Origin of the sequence: Meridianimaribacter flavus (genome assembly GCF_004366715.1) — a bacterium.
In the GTDB taxonomy this organism is placed as follows: Bacteria; Bacteroidota; Bacteroidia; order Flavobacteriales; family Flavobacteriaceae; genus Gaetbulibacter_B; species Gaetbulibacter_B jejuensis.
The window spans coordinates 21176-41220 of the sequence record NZ_SOQZ01000005.1 but is presented as its reverse complement, the minus strand read 5'-3'; the positions used below and the strand labels follow the sequence as shown (position 1 = coordinate 41220).

The 20045-nt window shown below is 32.8% G+C and carries 18 protein-coding genes; 3 read left to right on the top strand and 15 right to left on the bottom strand.

Translation table 11 applies throughout. From position 1 onward, the window contains the following. The 14 genes from A8975_RS11105 to A8975_RS11040 all read right to left on the bottom strand — a co-directional run bounded on the left by A8975_RS11105 (window position 1) and on the right by A8975_RS11040 (window position 15356). On the bottom strand, window positions 1–1863 hold the full coding sequence (locus A8975_RS11105; protein WP_134200542.1) for a SulP family inorganic anion transporter: 1863 nt from the start codon (window positions 1861–1863) through the stop codon (window positions 1–3). Between the two features lie 143 nt (window positions 1864–2006). Then, on the bottom strand, window positions 2007–2807 hold the full coding sequence (locus A8975_RS11100; RefSeq protein WP_134200540.1) for a universal stress protein: 801 nt from the start codon (window positions 2805–2807) through the stop codon (window positions 2007–2009). 7 nt (window positions 2808–2814) lie between these two features. Beyond that, window positions 2815–4407, bottom strand: a complete 1593-nt coding sequence (locus tag A8975_RS11095; protein WP_131508666.1) for a SulP family inorganic anion transporter — start codon at window positions 4405–4407, stop codon at window positions 2815–2817. Between the two features lie 71 nt (window positions 4408–4478). Beyond that, entirely contained in the window at window positions 4479–4781 is a 303-nt protein-coding gene (locus tag A8975_RS11090) for a hypothetical protein (RefSeq protein ID WP_131508664.1), read from the bottom strand. A gap of 68 nt (window positions 4782–4849) precedes the next feature. Continuing rightward, window positions 4850–5599 (bottom strand): tetratricopeptide repeat protein, encoded by a 750-nt coding sequence (locus tag A8975_RS11085; protein ID WP_131508662.1) that lies wholly within the window; start codon window positions 5597–5599, stop codon window positions 4850–4852. Window position 5600: 1 nt separating this feature from the next. Then, window positions 5601–7376 carry a BatD family protein gene (locus tag A8975_RS11080; protein ID WP_134200538.1) on the bottom strand — a complete coding sequence of 592 codons (1776 nt, stop codon included), beginning with the start codon at window positions 7374–7376 and terminating at the stop codon, window positions 5601–5603. Window positions 7377–7395: 19 nt separating this feature from the next. Next, window positions 7396–7875 (bottom strand): BatD family protein, encoded by a 480-nt coding sequence (locus A8975_RS11075; protein ID WP_166667472.1) that lies wholly within the window; start codon window positions 7873–7875, stop codon window positions 7396–7398. Window positions 7876–7882: 7 nt separating this feature from the next. After that, on the bottom strand, window positions 7883–8698 hold the full coding sequence (locus A8975_RS11070) for a tetratricopeptide repeat protein (protein WP_134200534.1): 816 nt from the start codon (window positions 8696–8698) through the stop codon (window positions 7883–7885). A gap of 50 nt (window positions 8699–8748) precedes the next feature. Further along, entirely contained in the window at window positions 8749–9786 is a 1038-nt protein-coding gene (locus tag A8975_RS11065; RefSeq protein ID WP_134200532.1) for a VWA domain-containing protein, read from the bottom strand. Next, window positions 9787–10791 (bottom strand): vWA domain-containing protein, encoded by a 1005-nt coding sequence (locus A8975_RS11060; protein WP_129760827.1) that lies wholly within the window; start codon window positions 10789–10791, stop codon window positions 9787–9789. After that, window positions 10792–12417 carry a BatD family protein gene (locus A8975_RS11055; RefSeq protein WP_243832982.1) on the bottom strand — a complete coding sequence of 542 codons (1626 nt, stop codon included), beginning with the start codon at window positions 12415–12417 and terminating at the stop codon, window positions 10792–10794. Window positions 12418–12446: 29 nt separating this feature from the next. Next, window positions 12447–13313, bottom strand: coding sequence for a DUF58 domain-containing protein (locus tag A8975_RS11050; RefSeq protein WP_129760825.1), 867 nt, complete (start codon window positions 13311–13313; stop codon window positions 12447–12449). Window positions 13314–13421: 108 nt separating this feature from the next. Beyond that, window positions 13422–14426: an AAA family ATPase gene (locus A8975_RS11045; RefSeq protein ID WP_129760824.1), complete on the bottom strand. Its 1005-nt coding sequence runs from the start codon at window positions 14424–14426 to the stop codon at window positions 13422–13424. A gap of 153 nt (window positions 14427–14579) precedes the next feature. After that, window positions 14580–15356 (bottom strand): DUF4382 domain-containing protein, encoded by a 777-nt coding sequence (locus tag A8975_RS11040; RefSeq protein WP_129760992.1) that lies wholly within the window; start codon window positions 15354–15356, stop codon window positions 14580–14582. Window positions 15357–15573: 217 nt separating this feature from the next. Between A8975_RS11040 and A8975_RS11035 the strand changes: the two genes are divergently transcribed. From A8975_RS11035 to A8975_RS11025, 3 genes are all read left to right on the top strand, one after another. Further along, entirely contained in the window at window positions 15574–16437 is an 864-nt protein-coding gene (locus A8975_RS11035; protein ID WP_134200528.1) for an aldo/keto reductase family oxidoreductase, read from the top strand. 329 nt (window positions 16438–16766) lie between these two features. After that, window positions 16767–17519, top strand: a complete 753-nt coding sequence (locus A8975_RS11030) for an SDR family NAD(P)-dependent oxidoreductase (protein WP_134200526.1) — start codon at window positions 16767–16769, stop codon at window positions 17517–17519. A gap of 40 nt (window positions 17520–17559) precedes the next feature. Beyond that, window positions 17560–18693, top strand: coding sequence for an ATP-binding protein (locus A8975_RS11025; protein WP_134200524.1), 1134 nt, complete (start codon window positions 17560–17562; stop codon window positions 18691–18693). 159 nt (window positions 18694–18852) lie between these two features. Here A8975_RS11025 and A8975_RS11020 read toward each other — a convergent pair whose 3' ends face one another. Beyond that, window positions 18853–20043, bottom strand: coding sequence for a DUF1501 domain-containing protein (locus tag A8975_RS11020; RefSeq protein WP_131508644.1), 1191 nt, complete (start codon window positions 20041–20043; stop codon window positions 18853–18855). Window positions 20044–20045: the final 2 nt, after the last annotated feature.

Below are 20045 nucleotides of genomic sequence, written 5' to 3'. Positions count from 1 at the left end.
TTAATATTTGTCTTTTACGTTAATTTTTATCCATTGTGTACACTCTTTAAAATTTTTAAAGATGTGCTCTCGAGGTATTAAATCTGGTATGATATCAATACGCTCCATCATATATTTTGGTTGTTTTAATAAGTCTACAAAAAGAACTTGAACATTATTTTTTCTTAGCTCTTGTAATACATCTTCCATAGCATATAAACCAGATTGATCCATATATTGCATACGCCCTAAACGAATGACTACTGTTGAAGCTGTATGTGGTATTTGAGCTGCTAAACTTTGAAAATCGCTAGTTGAGCCAAAAAACAAAGGGCCTTTTATGTGTTTAATAAAGACTTCTTCTTTCAATTTTACAGGAAAATCAACCTCATCTGCCCAAGCTTTTTCTTCTCCAAGTTTTTTAACATCAGAACGTTGTGCTGTTAAATCCCCAAGTTTTTTCATAAACATCAACGATGCTATTACTAAGCCTATTCCAACAGCGTAAACTAAATTCCAAAAGGTTGAAAGTGTTAACACAACTAACATTATCAATACTTCTGAACTTAATTTTAATGGTCCTATTTTTATGTCTTTTGGCAATACAGGTATTGCTTTAAGTCCTTTATAGTCCATTACACCTATACCAACTGTTATTAAAATACCTGCTAAAACAGCAGCAGGAATTTTTGATGCAACTGGACCTAATGCCAATAGTATTACTAATAACATTACACCTGCAATCATACCTGACAATCTTGTTTTTCCTCCAGATTGAATATTAACTACAGTTCTTATGGTTGCACCTGCTCCTGGAATACCTCCAAAAATAGCTCCAATTGTATTACCTATACCTTGTCCCACAAGTTCTTTATTAGGTTTGTGTTTGGTTTTGGTCATATTATCAGCTACTACACTTGTTAAAAGTGAATCGATAGCTCCTAAAAGCGCTAAAGTTAAAGCTGTAAAAATATAAGGTGTTATACTACTGAGTTTAAACTGAGTGATGATTTCTATATTAGGCATTGGAAATCCGCTAGGTATTTCCTCAATAGGTCTATAGTCTAAACCAAATCCTACAGCAATCCCAGACATCACCAATAAAGCAACTAGTGTACTTGGTATCGCTTTTGTAATTCGTTTAAAACCATAAATAATAAGTATTGTGCCTAATGCCAATAAAACTTCAAGTAAACTAATGTTTTTTAAAGCTCTTCCTAAAACCTTAAATGTTCCTAAAACACCTGAAGCTTCTTTAGCTGCTAGCGTTTTAGACTCTTTGAGTATGTCAGCTTCGGTTACTAATTCTGCTCTTCTAATGGTTTCTTTAAAGTCTTCAAGAACCAAGATTTCTTCTTTAGCTTCTTCTTTAAGAATATTTTCAAGAATCACTTCTTCAGCTTGTGGCTTAAACTTATTTACATACTCTTGGTCTTCTTTAGGGTAATACCCAACAGCAGGTAAAATTTGTGTAATTAAAATAATAACACCTATTGCAGTCATAAAACCCGAAACTACAGGATATGGAATGTACCTTATGTATTTTCCTAAACCTAGAGCACCAAGACCAATTTGCATTAAACCAGCTAATAAAAACACTGTTAAAATAGCTGGTAGAGCTTTTTCAACATCTCCATCGTTAGCAGCAATAATACCAGCAATAATTACCATACTAACTGCTGTCATAGGTGCTGTTGGTCCTGATATTTGGGTATTAGTTCCACCAAAAAGCGCTGCGAAAAAACTTATAAAGATTGCGCCATACAATCCAGCACTTGGACCTAAACCAGACGATACTCCAAATGCTAATGCTAATGGTAATGCTACAATACCTGCAGTAATACCTCCAAATGCATCTCCTCTTATGTTTGAAAAAAGCTTCATATTTAGCAGTTTTTAAAAGTTTGCTTTCTAATTTAACCTTTATTTCTCAAAGAAAAAAGCAATTCTAAACATTAGCTTTGGTTTTATATTATCGTTTTTTGTGGCTTATTTTTACCAAAATATACATCCTTGTGTATATTCACTTAAGCAATTAAAAGTGATACATTAAGGTTATTTATTAATCGTTCTGCATTAAACATTGAAGACGATTTTGAACTGTTACCAGACCTTGTTTCTTCTTTGTTGAAATACAAAAGATTTACATTGCTTTTTGTTAAATAATTTGACAAGTTACTGATTGCATTATCACTCTTATCAAATACGTATTCAATTACTTTAGAGTTGAATAGTGTATTTGAAGTGGTGGAATGCATTTCGCCATCAACCAACTTAAATGATTTTAATGGTTGGGTGTTTTTCTCAAACAAGTTTTTAACAAAAGCATTGTTTACTGTATCTCCCGAGTCTTGTAACAAACCTAATGACAATTCTTGATTAGGCTCTAAAGTACTCTTTGAAGGTACAATTAAAACGGTTCCTTTATGCTGTTTTAATACATAATTAGCAATCCTATCTCCTACCACGCTAAAGGCTTTTTTTTTCTTACCTAAAACTATTACATCAGGTTGTTGCTGACTTATATAGTTTTTGATTTCGTCTTTAACATTGCCAAAAGAAAACTGATAGTTGATTTTTATATCACATGCTTTTGAAATTGGCTCGACAGTATTTTTTATGTCTTTTTCAAATGCATTGTACTTCTCATTTAAAGTTCTCATGGCTGAAAGTTGACTTTCTCTTTCAACCACATCAGTAAATTTTTGTACAGAGAAGAGATCAATTTCGCCATCAACCTTTTTTGCAAGGTTGACAGCGTTGTTGAGTAAAGTACTTGGTGAATCTTTAAGATCGGTAAGTACTAATATTTTATATTGTTTTGACATGGTGTTTTTAGCTTAAACTTATTTTCGATTTAGGTCTTTCATTAAAGAACCTAATAAAACTCGAAGGGTTTTCAACCACACCACGTTTAGAGATTAGTTTCATGTCAATATTTCGTTCTTCAGCCTTTAAGATAAAGTCTTCAAGAATTTCAATAATATCATAATCTAAATATCTTGTTTTAATTAAATCAATTTCAAGATATGTATCTCTTGGTATGCTGTCCAACTCCTTAAGGATTGCTCCTTTATTTAAAAAGATAACTTCCTCGGCAAGTGTCATTTTTATTTTATGTTTTCCATTGCTCTTGTCTTCAATATGAAGGAAATGAGAATTTTGGTAACTCTTTAATAAAATAACTACTATACCAACTGCAAGACCTAAACTAATACCAACTAACAAATCGGTAAATACAATACCTATTACAGTAACAAAAAATGGTACAGATTGCTTCCATCCTAGTTTATACATTTGTTTAAACAATGCTGGTTTTGCAAGTTTGTAACCTACCACTAGTAATATTGCTGCTAATACTGATAATGGAATCATATTAAGCAAACGAGGTATAAGAATTACAGATATTAAAAGGAAGAATCCATGAATAATAGCCGATAATTTTGATCTACCTCCAGATTGAATATTGGCAGAACTACGAACAATTACCTGAGTAATTGGTAATCCTCCAATAAAACCAGAAATCATGTTACCAGCACCTTGAGCCAATAACTCTCTGTTAGTTGGTGTTACATTTTTATGAGGGTCTAACTTATCAGTTGCCTCAACGCAAAGCAAAGTTTCTAAACTTGCTACAAGTGCAATTGTAAATGCTACAACCCAAATATCAGGATTAGTGATAGCAGAAAAATTAGGGAAACTAAATTGACCAAAAAAGTCCGATGCGCTTTCAGGTATTGGAACGCTTACTAAATGCGACTCAGCAATAGATAAGCTTTCGTTATCCTTAGTAAACACATACCATATAATACCTAAAATTACGGCTACTAAAGGTCCTTGTATCAATTGGAATATTTTACCTTTTTTAGACAAAACTTTGTCCCAAAGGATAAGAATTGCTAAACCTACAGCTCCAATAATAAAAGAGCCCCAAATAATATTATCAGAAATACTAAGCAATGCAGAAAATGTGTTTTCTCCTGAAGCTTCTAAAAAACTATCAGCTCCTTCTGGCTCAGCATCATACCCAAAAAAGTGTGGGATTTGTTTTAAAATAATAATGATACCAATACCTGTAAGCATTCCTTTAATTACTGAAGACGGGAAATAATACCCAATAACTCCAGCTTTTAAAACTCCAAATAAAATTTGAATACCACCAGCAATTACAACAGCTACAAGAAAGTTTTGATAACCGCCTAAAGTTCCAATAGCAGTTAATACAATAGCTGCTAAACCTGCTGCTGGACCACTTACTCCAATTTTAGATCCACTTAAACCTCCTACAACAATACCTCCAACTATACCAGCTATTAATCCTGAAAATAATGGTGCTCCACTGGCTAGAGCAATACCTAAACACAATGGTAAGGCAACAAAAAACACGACAATACTTGCCGGCAAATCACTTTTAATTGTTTTAAACATATTAAAATTTATTTTTAAAATTTGATAATAAAAATGTGACCTATTACTAAGCTAATAGGTAAAAAAACTAATTATAATATGTGCTGTTCGGGAGGTGGAGAGAGGTTCTCTAGGCTTAGAGAAGAATAGTTAATTTGGTAATGCGAGTTGTGTTTTATACTATTATCAAATACAATTAAATCATCGTATAATGAATTGTCTAAAAACTTAACCTCAACATTTTTACTTATTTCGCTTTGGCTATTTTCCTCTTCATTTACACTGTAGAAAGCAGCTACATTAAAATCTTTGTCCACAATAGAAATAATTGTAGGTGCAGCTAAAAAAGCTGAAAAGATTATTAGTATAGCTAATGATGTGACTTTCTTACCCATAAAGGAAAATTACATAAGTTGCAAATATAAAACTTGAACTTTAAATATTCGTTAAATATATTTTAAAACTATAGTTCTTTGATATCCTTATTCTGAATCCAGCCTTGTTTTCCGTCTGAAAGTTTAATTTTTTTCCAATCGTTTACTGTATCCAAAATTTGAACTTTAGTGCCTTCATGAAGTTTAAAGGCTTCTTCGCTTCTTAAATTAGGTTCACTCTTAACTTGGCTTTCTTGAGCAAACACTATTGCTGGTTTATTGTTTTTATCGATTTCAAATTTATGAAATGCAAAGGCTAAAGCCACTAATGATAATACTAAAAACAATAAGCTAGAAACGAAAGTTATTCGCTTTTTACCGGTAGATTGACTAAAATAATATACAATACAAAGTATTACAAACAATATAATTCCTACTACCGATAAATAAGCCCAATTATCATAGCTAAATGTATTTGTTGCGCTTTTCATTAGTCTTGAAAAACCAACTTCTGGCATTACATCGATAGCATCAATGGTCATATTCTTTGCAAAAGCCATATTGTTTTTAATATCCTTATCGTTTGGCGACAACTGTAATGCTTTTTCATAGTAATAAATGCTAGGAGCTACATTATTGAGTTTATAATGCGCATTGGCCAAATTAAAATACAATTCGGCTGAGTGTTTGTCGCTTTTTAAAATAGCATCATACTTCTCTATTGCTTCGGCATATTTACCTTCATTGTATAACGTGTTTCCCTGATCAAACAATGCTTCGTTTTGAGAAAAACCAAAAGAAGACACCAATACTGTTATAATTACCAATATCTTTTTCATCTTATTGCATTTGTTTATCAATTAACGAAATAGTTTTTGCAGCTTTATCATAATCCTGTTGCATCTCCACATTAGAAATTGGTGTGTATCTTGCCAATTCGCAGTTTTTAAGGATTTCAATAAATTCTGATACAACACTAGCGTCTACACTTTTTTCAGCAAGTAATGCTTGTATTTTATCTTTACTTAAATCGCTTGTTTCAATGTGCAGTTTTGCTTTTAAGTAGTTATGAAGCGCTTTTTCCAAAGCAATATAAAAGGCTTCTTTTTTACCTAAAGTACGTTTCGCTTCGCTTAAGTATTTTTTAGCTAGCTTATCGGCTTTTCTAATTTTATTACCGAACACATCTGCATTACGCTTTTCTTTTTCTCTTCTAAAAACTATTGCTAAAGGAATTGCTAAAAGCGGTAACAACAATGCACTCCAAAATCCTGTAGACTTGAAGAAATGAGTAGTAGTTGTTGGCGTAAGATTTGTTTCAGTCTTTACAAAAGCAAATTGGTCGTTGCTTAATACAACCTTCTGTTTGTTACTTGCAGCAGTAGTAATGCTGTTATCTGATGCTGAATTGTTTGTAGGACCTTCTAAAACATCAATTATAATCTCTTTTGAAGATACTCTCTTGTAAGTTTCAGTCTTTAAATCAAAATACGAAAACGACACACTTGGTATAGGATACTTTCCTTTAAATTGTGGCACAACTGTGTAACTATCAGAAATGCTTCCTTGTGTACCATCTAAATTGGTTCTCACATTTTCAGAATGCTCTGGCTCATAAATTTCTAATGAACTAGGTACTGTAATTTTAGGAAGGTTAAATAGTTTTAAATTTCCGTTTCCTGATACTTCAACTTTTAACTGTAAAGATTCCGAAGCATTTAATTGACTTTTAGATGCTGAAATATTAAAATCGAAATCACCAACAGCTCCTGTAAAATCAGCTGGTTTAGTACTTTCAGGAAGTGGTTTTACGTTTATAGTTTTGCTACCTGCAGATACTGTTCTATGCACAGAGGTCATTAATCTTCCTCCAAATATATCTCTTCGGTTTGTTGGCACATCTACAGTAACATCTAGCGACAAAGGTTCTATTTCAAGCTTTCCTGATTTTTGAGGATAAAGCACTGTTTTACGAAGCACTACATAACGATAGTCTTCACCATTGTACGTTCCGTTTTGAACCTTTAATCCTTTGATATTGATGTTTTGACTCCAAAAATCATTATATCTTGGATTATCAATTTCACGCCAATTACTTACTCCTGTTGAAGACGACACATATAGCTTATAAACTACAGTTATTGCTTCATTAAGGTAAGGGTTGGTTTTAGAAATTTCGGCAACTAGATGAATATTCTCATTCGCAACATTTTCGGCATTATCAGGATCATTAGGTCTACTCACAGCAGCAGTAACCTCTACTGAAACCGTTTGAGTTTTATATACCTGATCATCAATTTCAATAGTTGCTTGTTTAATAGTAAACTTACCTCGCTTTTTTGGTGCTAAAAAATAGCTGTAGGTTTTAGAAAACGAACGTTTACCGTTTAACCATGTATTACTTACTGATGTGTTTGGTCCACCAATAACTGTAAAATCTTGAAAATCTGGAGGTGTAAAATTGTCTCCATCTTTATTCATTTCAAAATCAATACGTAAGCGTTCATTAATACCTAACTTAGTTTTGCTCACCTTAGCTTCAAACTTAACTTGAGAAATCCCAATACTTGTAATAAGTAGAGCAATTAACAATGTTATGTTTTTTAAGATTTTCATGGTGTAAAACTCTTTGATTTTATGATTTAACGTTTATAGTTACTGTATTCGTTTGCAATGTTTTGGTATAAGACTTCAATACTGACATGCCAAAATCATTTTTTTCTTTGCTTGGTAAATCGGCAGTAACTTTAAGTTGAAGTGGCTCAATCTGTAAACTACCAACATCCGTTGGTATAAGGTTTGTTTTTCTAAAAATTACATAACGATAAGGCTTACCTTTATAATTATCGTTTTCAACTTTTACTGTTTCAAACTCAATGTTCTCACTATCAAACTTTGCATAAGTTGGTTCTTTTAACTCTTCCCAACCAGAAATACCAACATCATGCGATACATAAAGTTTGTAAACAACTGTTATTGCTTCTCCTTTTTTAGGATTGGTATTTGATACTTCGGCAACAAGATGTACGCTTTCTAAAAACTTATTATCTGCATCAGTTTGAAAAACGCTAGATGATAACGTTATTAAAAAAAATGCTATGAACTTAGAAAACATGATCATTTTACCAATCCTTTTCTGTTTGTACTTTTATTCCTTTTTGCTTTTCGGCATTCATTTTTTCTTGAACTTTCTGTTCTTGGTTATTCATAGCTTCAAGCAAATTCTTTATTTGCTGAGGTGATAATTGACCAGGTTGTGGCTTTTGCTGCTGCTTCTCCTTATCTCCTTCTTTTTGTTCTTGTTTTTCATCTTTAGGCTTGCCTTCTTCATCTTTCTTATCGTCACCTTCTTTCTTGTCTTGGTCGCCTTCGTCTTTTTTATCTTGATCTTCTTGTTCCTGCTCCTGTTCTTTTTCTTGATCTTCCTTCTTCTCTTCCTCTCCGTTTTCGTCGTCTTTTTTATCTTGATCTTGACCTTGTTGGTTTTCTGCACATTCTTTAGCCAATGCTAAATTGTAACGTGTTTCATCATCGGTTGGGTCATTTCGTAATGCATTTTTATAAGCTTCAACTGCTTCTTTACATTGTTCGTTTTCCATTAAAATATTACCAATATTGTGAAACGCACTATGTTTTGCTGCTTTATCTGTTGAATATTTTGTGGCTTGTTCTAATCGATACAAGGCTTCTTCGTAACTTCCTTTTTGAACATAAGATGTTCCTAGATTATAAGCTCCAACTACATTTGAAGGCTGCTCTGAAATAGCTTTTCTATATTCCATTTCAGCAGAAATATAATCGTCTTTTTCTATTAAATCGTTAGCTTCATATACATGGTCGTTAGCTTTTTTTAAAGCCAATAACTGTTCTTTTTCTTTGTCTTGAGAATAGACAGAAAAAACTGTCAATATAAGTATGAATAAAGTAATCTGTTTCATGGCATAAGCTTCAAAATCAACGAATATTACTAATTTTTTGACATTTACTATCATAAGTTTTCGTTAAATAAATTCAACTTCTTTAACCAACCTGTCTTACGTTCAAACAACAAAACATCAAAAACCAATAGAAAAATTCCGAAGGCTAAAAACCATTGGTATTGGTCTTTAAAATCGGCAAATTCTTTTGCTTCAAACTCGGTTTTATCCATCTTGTTAAGAATATCTCTAATGCTATCTACAACTTCGTTTGTATTTTTTCCATTGATGTAAGCTCCATTTGCTTCTTTGGCAATTTCTTTTAAAGTGTCTTCATTTAAACGCGTGATAACCGTTTCGCCTTGGTTATCTTTTTTATAGTTTAAAACCACTCCATTTCTCTTTATTGGAATTGGACCTCCTTTTTCGTCTCCTACACCAATTGTAAAAATCCTGATACCTTCTTCACTAGCTTCTTCGGCAACATTAGTAGCAATATCGCTATGGTCTTCACCATCAGAAATAATGATTAACACTCTATTGGTTTGTTCCTCATCATCATAATAGGTTTTAGCCAATTCGATAGCTTCGTTGATTGCTGTTCCTTGAGAGGATAGCATATCAGTATTCATATTCTGAAGAAACATTTTTGCCGAAGCATAATCGGTTGTAATTGGTAATTGCGGAAACGCTTTTCCTGCGTAAGCAATAATACCTACTCTATCACTTGCTAAATTGTTTATGATTTGAGTTACCAGCTGTTTTGCCTTGTCCAATCTATTAGGAGCAACATCTTCAGCAAGCATACTTTTAGAGACATCAACTGCAAAAACAATATCTACTCCTGAGCGTTTTACGGTTTCTAGTTTTGTACCAATTTTTGGGTTTACCAATGCAATTGTAATAAACGTAAATGCCAAACAAAGCACTAATACTTTTAGAATTGACTTGAATAATGATTGATTAGGACTTAATCGTTTTAAAAGTGTTTTATTGGCAAATTTACGTTGGGTTTTATACTTCCATAATTGGAGTAACAAAAAGAACAGTAGTATTACCGGAATAACCAGTAGCAACCAAAACCATATTTTTTCTTCTAATTGAAACATCTATATAAAACTTCTAAAAACTGTATTTTTTAATAAGAATTCTAACAATAGTAAAAATCCTGCCAGTAGTACTAACGGACGGTATTTTTCTTCGTAATTGTAAAACTTGAATTCTTCTATTTCGGTTTTTTCTAACTTATTGATTTCGTCATAAATCTCGGCTAACTTTTTATTGTTAGTTGCTCTAAAATACTTTCCGCCTGTAACCTCAGCGATTTCTTTTAGCAGCTCTTCGTCAATTTCAACCTGAACTCTTCCGTATTGAAAGTTTCCGTTTGATAAAATTTGAACAGGAGACAATGCCATACCATTGGTTCCTAAACCAATAGTATAGGTTTTTATACCATACTCAACCGCTAATTCGCTAGCAATTTTTGGATCGATAAACCCTGAATTGTTTACTCCATCGGTTAATAGGATGATAACTTTACTCTTGGCTTTACTATCTTTTAAACGGTTAACTGAGGTTGCTAAACCCATTCCTATTGCTGTTCCGCCTTCAATAATGGTATTGTATTTAATCTCGTTTAACGAACGAAGCACTATAGCTTTGTCACTTGTTATAGGCGTTTTTGTATAGCTTTCTCCTGCATACTCAACAAGCCCTATTCTATCATTTGGCCTACCTTTTATAAATTGAGCAGCTACCTTTTTTAAGGCTTCCAAACGGTTAGGTGATAGGTCTTTTGCCAACATACTTGCCGACACGTCAATAGCCATTACAATATCAATACCTCTAGTGGTTTTGGTTTTTGTTGAAACATCAACCGTTCGTGGTCTTGCTAATGCAGTAATTAATAATCCTAATGCTATTAACCTAAACGCAAATAAGAGATGCTTAAGCTTTGGCAACCATGAACTAGTTACCTTAAACCCTTTAAGGCTCGATATTTTTAATTCGGCTGTTTGTTTTTTGTGTTTAAGGATATACCAAACCAACAACAATGGTAGTAATAACAACAACCAAAACAACTCTTTATTTAAAAACTCAATACCTTCAAACATCTATTCGGTTTCTTTTTGTTGTAATTCAATTGAATTAATTATTCTATCAACAATTTGATTTGCATACTCATCATCTTCAACCCAAGTGATAAGTACTTGTTGAATAACTACACCATTACTGGTAAAACTCAAAATCGTGTATTTACCATGTATAAAATCGGTTGGCGATTTAGGAAAATCTAAAGTTCCATAGGTTTTTAAGCCTTCTGCTCCATTAGGTGTGGTAAACTTATCTGATTTAGTGATAATATTTTTTGCGCCTTTACCTTCTAACGTTTTTAGATTGCCTTCAACAGCTAAGTTTAAATCTATACCTTCTTGCTTTTGAGCTAAAGTTGTGGTTGAAATGACTATAGTTAGTTCTTTAGGTAATTCATAACCAAAAGTGGTCAATTTCATTTTATCCTTCATCTCATCAGGAACAGGAACTTCTATGCGTTTAAGAACCTCTGGTGTTGAAATTCTTATTGGAGGCACACCATAATCACTAGTTACCCAATTACCTTCTAGAAGTTGTTTGGTTTCTTTTCTAATAATGGTATCCACAACATAGTTAAACCCATATTTAATTGAAAACCCCGTAAAAATTGCTGCCATAAGTGCTAAAACTATTGCAGCAGTTAGTATAATCTTCTTTCTTTTTTTCTTACGTTCTTGCGATTCTCTATATTGTTGATCTAGTAGTTTTTCTTCTTCAGAAGGTTCTGGTAAGGCTTCTTTTACATGGTCTATTTCTAGATCAATAGTATTTCGGTCTAATTCGGCTAGTGCAACATCTGGAGCAGATTTTGCGAATTTTACTAAATCGGCACGCTTAAGAATATTCTCAAGGTTTTTAATGTCTTCTTTTGAAATGTCAATTTGATTAGCATCTTTTAAAAGATTCAATCTTGAAATCAGCTCATCCGTTGTACTTTCTAAGGCTTTATCGTAGACCTTTTCATCTAAATACCTTCTGATAATAAAGGTCAATTCTGAATAGTATTCTTTTAACTCAGCGTTTTGAAGGTAATTAGTTTCATCTAGCTTTTTTAAAGCAAGTTTTGCTCTGTCATAAGGCGGAAGTAATGCAATTTCCTCTTCTTCGGTTAATGGCTTTTTTCGCCATATAAACCAATACAGTAAAAAGGCAACTAATGCTAAAATAGCTATTACAATAAGTAGAGTTGTTATCCAATTGGGTTTACTTTTTTCAACACCTATAAGCGGTTTAATATCATAAAGACCTTGTTTAGTCGTATCAACAACTACATTGGAAACCTCAACTTTTAACGAATCGGTAAAAAAAGTTTTATCTCCAATAACAATTTTTTGTCTTGGTATGGTATAGTGACCAGAATCAAACTGCGTTAAACCATATTTTTTGATGAGACTATATTTAGCATCGAGTTTTGTAGTATCTACTTTATAAGACTCAATCATTTCAAGAGGCGAGAATGTTTGACCTTCAGGAAAAACCACAAGTGCAGTGGTGTCTGCCTCAACTTGAATTTTATAAGTGATTTGCTCACCTATTTTTATTTTAGTAGAATCTATTGATGATGTAACCTGAGCAAAAGAGAATACAGAACAAAGCACAAAGCACAGAGACAATAACATTGTTCTGTTCTTTATTTTAAAATTCATATTTCTAAAATCGTTAATCATAAATTGTTTTATCCTCTACGTTTAAAATACCCTAGCAATTTTTTCACATAACTTTCGTCTACTCGACAATCAATAGTTCCTGCACCAGATTTTGTAAAACTGTCCTTGTAATAGTCTACACGCTCTTTATAATATTTGCTGTAGTTACGTCTTACGGTTTTAGACTGAGTGTTTACAAGCATTAACTCGCCACTTTCTTCATCTTGCATTTGTACCATACCAATATTTGGTATGTCTTCTTCGCGTTTATCATAGACCCTAATACCAGTAACATCGTGTCTTCCTGATGCAATTTTTAAGGTTTGCTTATAGTCATCAGTAATGAAATCACTAAGCACAAAAACTATGGCTTTCTTTTTCATTACGTTAGAAAGAAACTTTAACGCCTCAGCAACATTGGTTTGTTTACTTTTAGGTTGAAATTCTATAAGCTCTCGTATAATACGTAGTACATGCGATCGTCCTTTTTTAGGTGGAATATACAGCTCAACATCATCTGAAAAGAGAATGAGTCCGATTTTATCATTGTTTTGAGTTGCAGAAAAGGCCAGTGTTGCAGCTATTTCGGTTACAACCTCATTTTTAAACTGAGCTTCGGTCCCAAAAAATTCAGAACCTGAAACATCTACCATAAGCATCATGGTAAGTTCTCGCTCTTCTTCAAAAACCTTGATATATGGTTCGTTATAACGTGCAGTTACATTCCAGTCTATATTACGAACATCATCACCATATTGGTACTGCCTTACTTCAGAAAAAGTCATACCACGACCCTTGAAGGTTGAGTGATACTCACCACCAAAAATATGATCAGACAATCGACGTGTCTTAATCTCTATTTTTCGTACTTTTTTTAGTAATTCTTTAGTATCCATTTTTTTTAGTATGCAGTGTTCAGTATGCAGTAAGCAGTCCTAAAATAGCATCCAGTAATTAGTTTTCAGTTTTACACTGAAGACTCACGACTGAATACTGCCAACTAATTAAGGTACTTCAATCTCGTTTACGATTTTATTAATGATGTCTACTGAAGTTACATTTTCGGCCTCGGCTTCGTAAGTAATTCCAATTCTGTGACGTAACACATCATAAACCACAGCTCTAACATCTTCAGGAATGACATATCCACGACGCTTTATAAAAGCATAACATTTTGCAGCAGTTGCAAGATTGATACTTCCACGAGGTGATGCACCAAAAGAAATTAGTGGTTTTAAATCGGCTAGTTTATATTTTTCAGGATAACGTGTAGCAAAAATAATATCGAGGATGTACTTTTCTATTTTTTCATCCATATACACTTCTCTAACTGCTTTTTGAGCATTAAGGATTTGTTGAAGTGATACTACAGGGTTTACTTTTTCGAAAGCACCTTTTAAGTTAGCACGAACAATTAATTGTTCTTCTTCAATTTTAGGATAATCGATAACTGTTTTCAACATAAAACGGTCAACTTGCGCTTCAGGTAACGGATAAGTTCCTTCTTGCTCAACAGGGTTTTGTGTTGCCATAACCAAAAACGGCTTATCTAATTTAAAGGTGTCGTCACCAATAGTTACTTGCTTTTCTTGCATCGCTTCTAGTAATGCCGACTGCACTTTTGCAGGTGCTCTGTTAATCTCATCAGCAAGTACAAAATTGGCAAATATTGGTCCTTTTTTTATAGAGAAGTCGTTTTGCTTCATGTTGTAGATTAATGTACCTGTAACATCGGCAGGTAATAAATCTGGTGTAAACTGAATTCTGCTAAAACTACCATCAACCGCTTGAGAAAGCGTGTTAATAGCCAATGTTTTTGCTAACCCAGGAACTCCTTCTAGAAGGATATGACCTTGTCCAAGTAATCCGATAAGTAATCGTTCAACCATGTGTTTTTGCCCAACAATTACCTTATTCATTTCTAAAGTAAGTAAATCAACAAAAGCACTTTCTTTTTCAATTTTCTCGTTAATTGACTTAATATCAATTGTACTTGTATCTTCCATCATTTTTTGGTTTTTAAAAAGCTCGAATATAGTATGCTTATTTGAGTGATGCAAATTGTTAAAATTTTTTGTGTGCTGTTGTTAATAATTGGTTAAAAAATAAAGCGTAGTGCCAATTGCACTACGCTTTAACAAATATTTATATGTTTTAATAATTTACTCCAAGGTTACAACGCCTAAATCAGTATTTGAGCCTACATTGACTTCAACATTTTCAATAGTCTGTATTGGCAATTCAGAACTTACATCAGGAGTTATTGTAACAGTATAGCTTCCTGAAGCTAATCCTACTAATTGGAAATAACCTGATTCATCTACAAAGGCAGATACAGTATCAACACCATTGGTTGCACTAACTTCTGTTTGTATTCCTATTGGTAAAACACTTCCGCTAATAATACCTGTTTCAGCTTCAACCGAAGCTCTAATAACAGGCTTTAGATTAATATTTCCTGAGTTTCCTGCAATTACCACAGACTCATCTACATCAAAATCTAGAAGAAAAGTATACTCATAATCCGGAAGCAGTGTTTCGTTTACTTGAATTTTTAAACCCGATTGTTGCGCTGAAGGTGTATTTAATGGTTGTGTTTCCCCATCAATTACAATTGTATTGTCATCACCTAAAACCAAGCGTATTTGATTAAGTGTTCCTGAAGGCACTTCATAATCATCAGCTAAAAGCACATTAATTCCTCCTGTGAGTTCTAGTAAATCATAAACTCCTGTATTTATAGCTTCAACGCTTACCCATCCACTATCATCATCACTGTCGTCATTTACTTTAACCATAACGTCAACTACTTCAACAAATACATTGTCATAATCTCCAGGTGCATCCATTAATTTTACTGAAATCTTTGATGTTCCTTGTGGAGAACTTGTTGTGTCATCATCACTACATGCTAAAAAACCTAGTGTTAAAACTGACATTAAAATTAATTTAGCTTGTCTCATAAAAATCATATTAATTGTTTTTTGGTTACATAAATATGTACGCACTAAATAGCGCTTTAGATGTTTTTCCTTATGAAATCACAAATAAACAACTAATAATCAATTCATAATAAATATATAAACCAACAAAAGTTTAATAATAAATGTGTTTTAAGTACTTTTATCTGATAATTACAATAAACATTAAAATCTCTTGAACTATTCTAAAATTATTGCAGGTACGATGACCTGGGGAAATTGGGGAAAACAGTTTTCTAAAAAAGAAATGGAGGCCTTTATGCACCATTGCATAGAACAACAAATCACAACTTTTGATCATGCTGATATTTATGGAGGTTACACCAATGAATCTCAATTTGGTGATGCCTTTGCAGAAAGTGGCATTGATAGAGAACACATACAACTGATAAGTAAATGTGGCATACAGTATATTACTGAAAACCGCAATAATAAAGTGAAGCATTATAACTACAGTAAAGATTACATTATCTGGTCTGCCGAAAACTCTTTAAAGCATTTAAAAACCGACTATTTAGATGTATTATTATTACACAGACCAAGTCCTTTAATGCATCCTAATGAAATTGCTGAAGCTATTACAATCTTAAAAAAAGAAGGAAAGATAAAATCGTTTGGAGTTTCAAATTTTACACCTTCACAAATGGAACTTCTTGGATTACGAATAGATATAGATGTAAACCAAATTGAGTTTTCACTTACACAACACACAGCTATGCACGATGGCACATTAGATTATATGTTAACCAACGGTATAAAGCCAATGTGTTGGTCTCCTCTAGGAACGGTTTTTAAAGATGAAACTGACCAAACCCAACGCATACACAAGCAACTAGAAGCATTAACCGATAAATATAACGCCTCAAAAGACCAACTGCTTTTGGCTTGGATATTAAAGCATCCTGCTCAAATAACACCTGTTGTTGGCACTACTAATAAAAATCGCATTGTTGCTGCCTCAAAGGCTACTGCTATTGATTTAGAGCTTGAAGATTGGTTTTTAGTTTTAACCGCTTGCCAAGGCCATAAAGTACCTTAAAACAAAAAATATAATGAAGAAAAAAGCCTTTAAATTAATGCTTAGGTTATTAGTTTATTTTTCTATTTCAATAGTTATAGGCTTTTTTATGGTTAAACTTCCCTATCAGAAAAGTATATACCTCTTTTGGTCTGTAATGTTATTAATGGGATTAACCGCAGCAATCATTAGATTTTTTCCTGACAAAACAGAAAGTAAAATTGTTTCATTTTCGTGGCATATTTGTATCACTTGCATTTTTAGTTTTTGTATGTTTTTCATCATCGACACATATTATAAAACTGAAAACTCTAAGTATCTAATCCCGCCAGAAAATAAAAAAAAAGACTATGAAAAAAACAGCGTTAATCACTGGAGCCACAAGTGGTATTGGACGAGCAACAGCACACCTATTTGCTAAACATGGTATTAACTTGATACTTTGTGGTCGTAGGCAAGAACGTTTAGAGATTGTAAAAAAGGCTTTAGAAAAAGAAACCGATGTTGTGACTCTTAACTTTGATGTAAGACACAAAAACGAAACACTAGATGCTATTGCTTCGTTACCTGAAAGTTTTAAAACCATTGATATATTAATCAATAATGCAGGAAATGCCCATGGACTTGACCCAATACAAGATGGAAGTCTCGACGATTGGGACGCAATGATGGATATAAACGTAAAAGGTTTACTTTATGTTAGCAAAGCGATTATTCCACAGATGACTGAGCGAAAATCAGGTCATATAATAAACATTGGGTCATCAGCAGGAAAAGAAGTATATCCAAAAGGCAATGTGTATTGTGCCAGCAAACATGCAGTGTTAGCAATTACCGAAGGTATGCGAATAGATTTAAACGAATTTGGAATAAAAGTAACTGCTATAAATCCTGGTTTGGTTGAAACAGAGTTTTCTAAAGTACGCTTTAAAGGAGGTGAGCAAGCAGACTCTGTTTACAAAGGTTACAAGGCACTACAAGCTGAAGATATTGCTGAGATAATTTATTTTGCAGTAACACGACCTGCTCATGTAAATATTGCTGACTTACTTGTATTTCCTACTGCTCAAGCGAGCTCGACTATTGTGAAAAAAGAACATTGAACTATAATATAGATTCCTGCTTTCACAGGAAATTTAAATTATGATTAATAAACGCCTACTCATAAAAAACCTACTAGCTCATAACGATGAGAACAGTTTTTATGACAAAAAGCGAAAAGTTGATATTAGTCAAAAGGAAGGAAAAGCTAAATTTTTAAAACACATTTGCGCCTTATCTAATAGCAACCCTAAAAACAATTCTTATATAGTTATTGGTGTTGAAGATTCAGATAACGCTATTATTGGCGTTGATTTTTTTGACGATAGTAAAATTCAAAACCTCATCAACGCTTATCTTACAAATCCTCCTATTGTACAATACGAAAACATTCCATTTCCTCATTTACCTGACGACAAAGTTGTGGGTCTAGTAACCATTAGACCCAACGATAAAATTACCTCATTAAGAAAAAACATCTGGAAATATTATGGTGGCTCAGTCTTTTTTAGAGATGGTAGCATGAGCATGCCTAAAGTGTTTGATATTGAAATAAAGGATGTTAATTCAAAACTTGTTGAAGCAATTGAATCCCATGCGCAAAACAATATAGAACACACACTTGATGGCGTGTTTGATTTTATGGTCAAACGAAAAGATTTTAACCCTCAATATAAGGTGTTTAAAGAATATTTTGTAGTGTGTTGGTCAGGACAAAAAAAAGTAGTGAAAAATGAAATATTCTTTTCAAGAGTAGATATTAAATTGATAAACGAAGAAGTACGTTTGTTTTATTCAACACTCGATGAAGTTTCTATTGAATACACTGAAAGTTCTTTTAAAATAATTGAATACGTTAGCCTTGGACTTCAAAATTCTTATAAGTATTATCCTCTAGAGGAAACCATAATTAGTTTTGAAAACAACGCAAACTACAACATTAATACACAGCTACTGTTTCAGCCTCCACAATACGACAAAAAAGTACTTCATCATATATACAACACCAACAATAAAATTCTTGAAAAACTAAAAAAAGGGCTTCTTTTAAATAAAAATGAAGAAGAAGATTTATTAAACTTACCAGCAACATACTTAATATGTTACCTCAACCTTTTTCATGAAGCTATTGATAAACTTGACGAAGCTAAACCATTTTTAAAAGCACATAAAAGCAACGTGTATTCACTTTATAAAGACACGATGAGAATTTTAAGAAAAGTGAAATACAGCTAGTTTTTTATTGAATTTACCGTTCATACATTTTTTTCTGCATCTCATAGTATTTTTTTACCTATATATTTAATTTTTATGATTTTAGCAGTGCTATTAATCAATTACAAATCAACCTTATTTCTCCCGATAAAAGTTCGGCATTGAAGTAAGGTTTTTGTTTTATATAAACTTTAGATTCATAAAGTTTTTGTTCAAAATTTTAGTGTCATCTACCATTAACCATTTGTTTAATACTGTAGCATAAATAGACCTAAAATCGATTTCAAATTTTATATCTCCATTGGCATCCAAGTTAGATAAGCTAGCCATATCATTGTAAAGTCCTTGTCGCTTTAGGTTTTCACCAACAATAAATACATTGTTTGCTGAACCATGATCTGTACCATGTCCTGCATTTTGTTTTACGCGTCGCCCAAATTCAGAAAACGTTAAAATAAGCGTGTCTTTAAAGGTGTTTTGCTGTTTCAAATCTTTTACAAAAGCCTCAATACTTTCTGCATAAATTTCTAACAATCTACTATGTGTGCCTTTTTGGTTTGCATGAGTATCAAAACTTCCTAAAGAGGAATAAAACACTTTAGTATCAATACCTGAATTAATAAATTTAGCCATTGTTTTTAGCTGCGCTCCAAATTGGTTATTAGGATATTCTTGAGTTGAACTAATCGTTTTTGTAGTTTCATAAATGTACTTTGCTGATGACTCTGCAGCTATCATACTTTTATACAAATAGCCCAAATTGTGTTCACTTAAGTGTTCATCATTATAGTGGTTAAGTACTCCTCTAAAATATGGGTCGTTTGCGGTTTTAAATAATGCTTCAGGGTTTTTAGTTGCAATACCATTATACTCTTCACCTTTTAAAGCCAATGAAAGACTGTCATCTATTTCAATAGCATTGTAAGGATGTTCGCCATAATTATCCAAAAAACGACCTATCCAACCACTCTGCTTATACTCTTCAGAGCCACTTGCGGTTTGCCAAATGTCAGTAGCTCTAAAATGTGACCGATTAGGGTTTGGGTACCCAACATTGTTTATTATAGACAAGTAACCTTGATCATACAATCGTTTTAAAGGACCCAAGCTAGAGTGTAATCCTATATCATCGTTCAACTTTAAAACATCGTCTTTTCCTAATGCTATTGTTGGTCTTGCGTTATGGTACAAATCATCTCTAAAAGGAACAACAGTATTTAATCCATCATTTCCTCCTGACAGTTGAATAATGACCAATCGTTTAAAGCCTAGTTTAGAACTTGCTACTGTTTCAAAGGCTTTTACAAAGCTTGGAACAAAAAACAAACTGCTTGCTAAGGTTGAGTTTTTTATAAATTTTCTTCTATCCATAA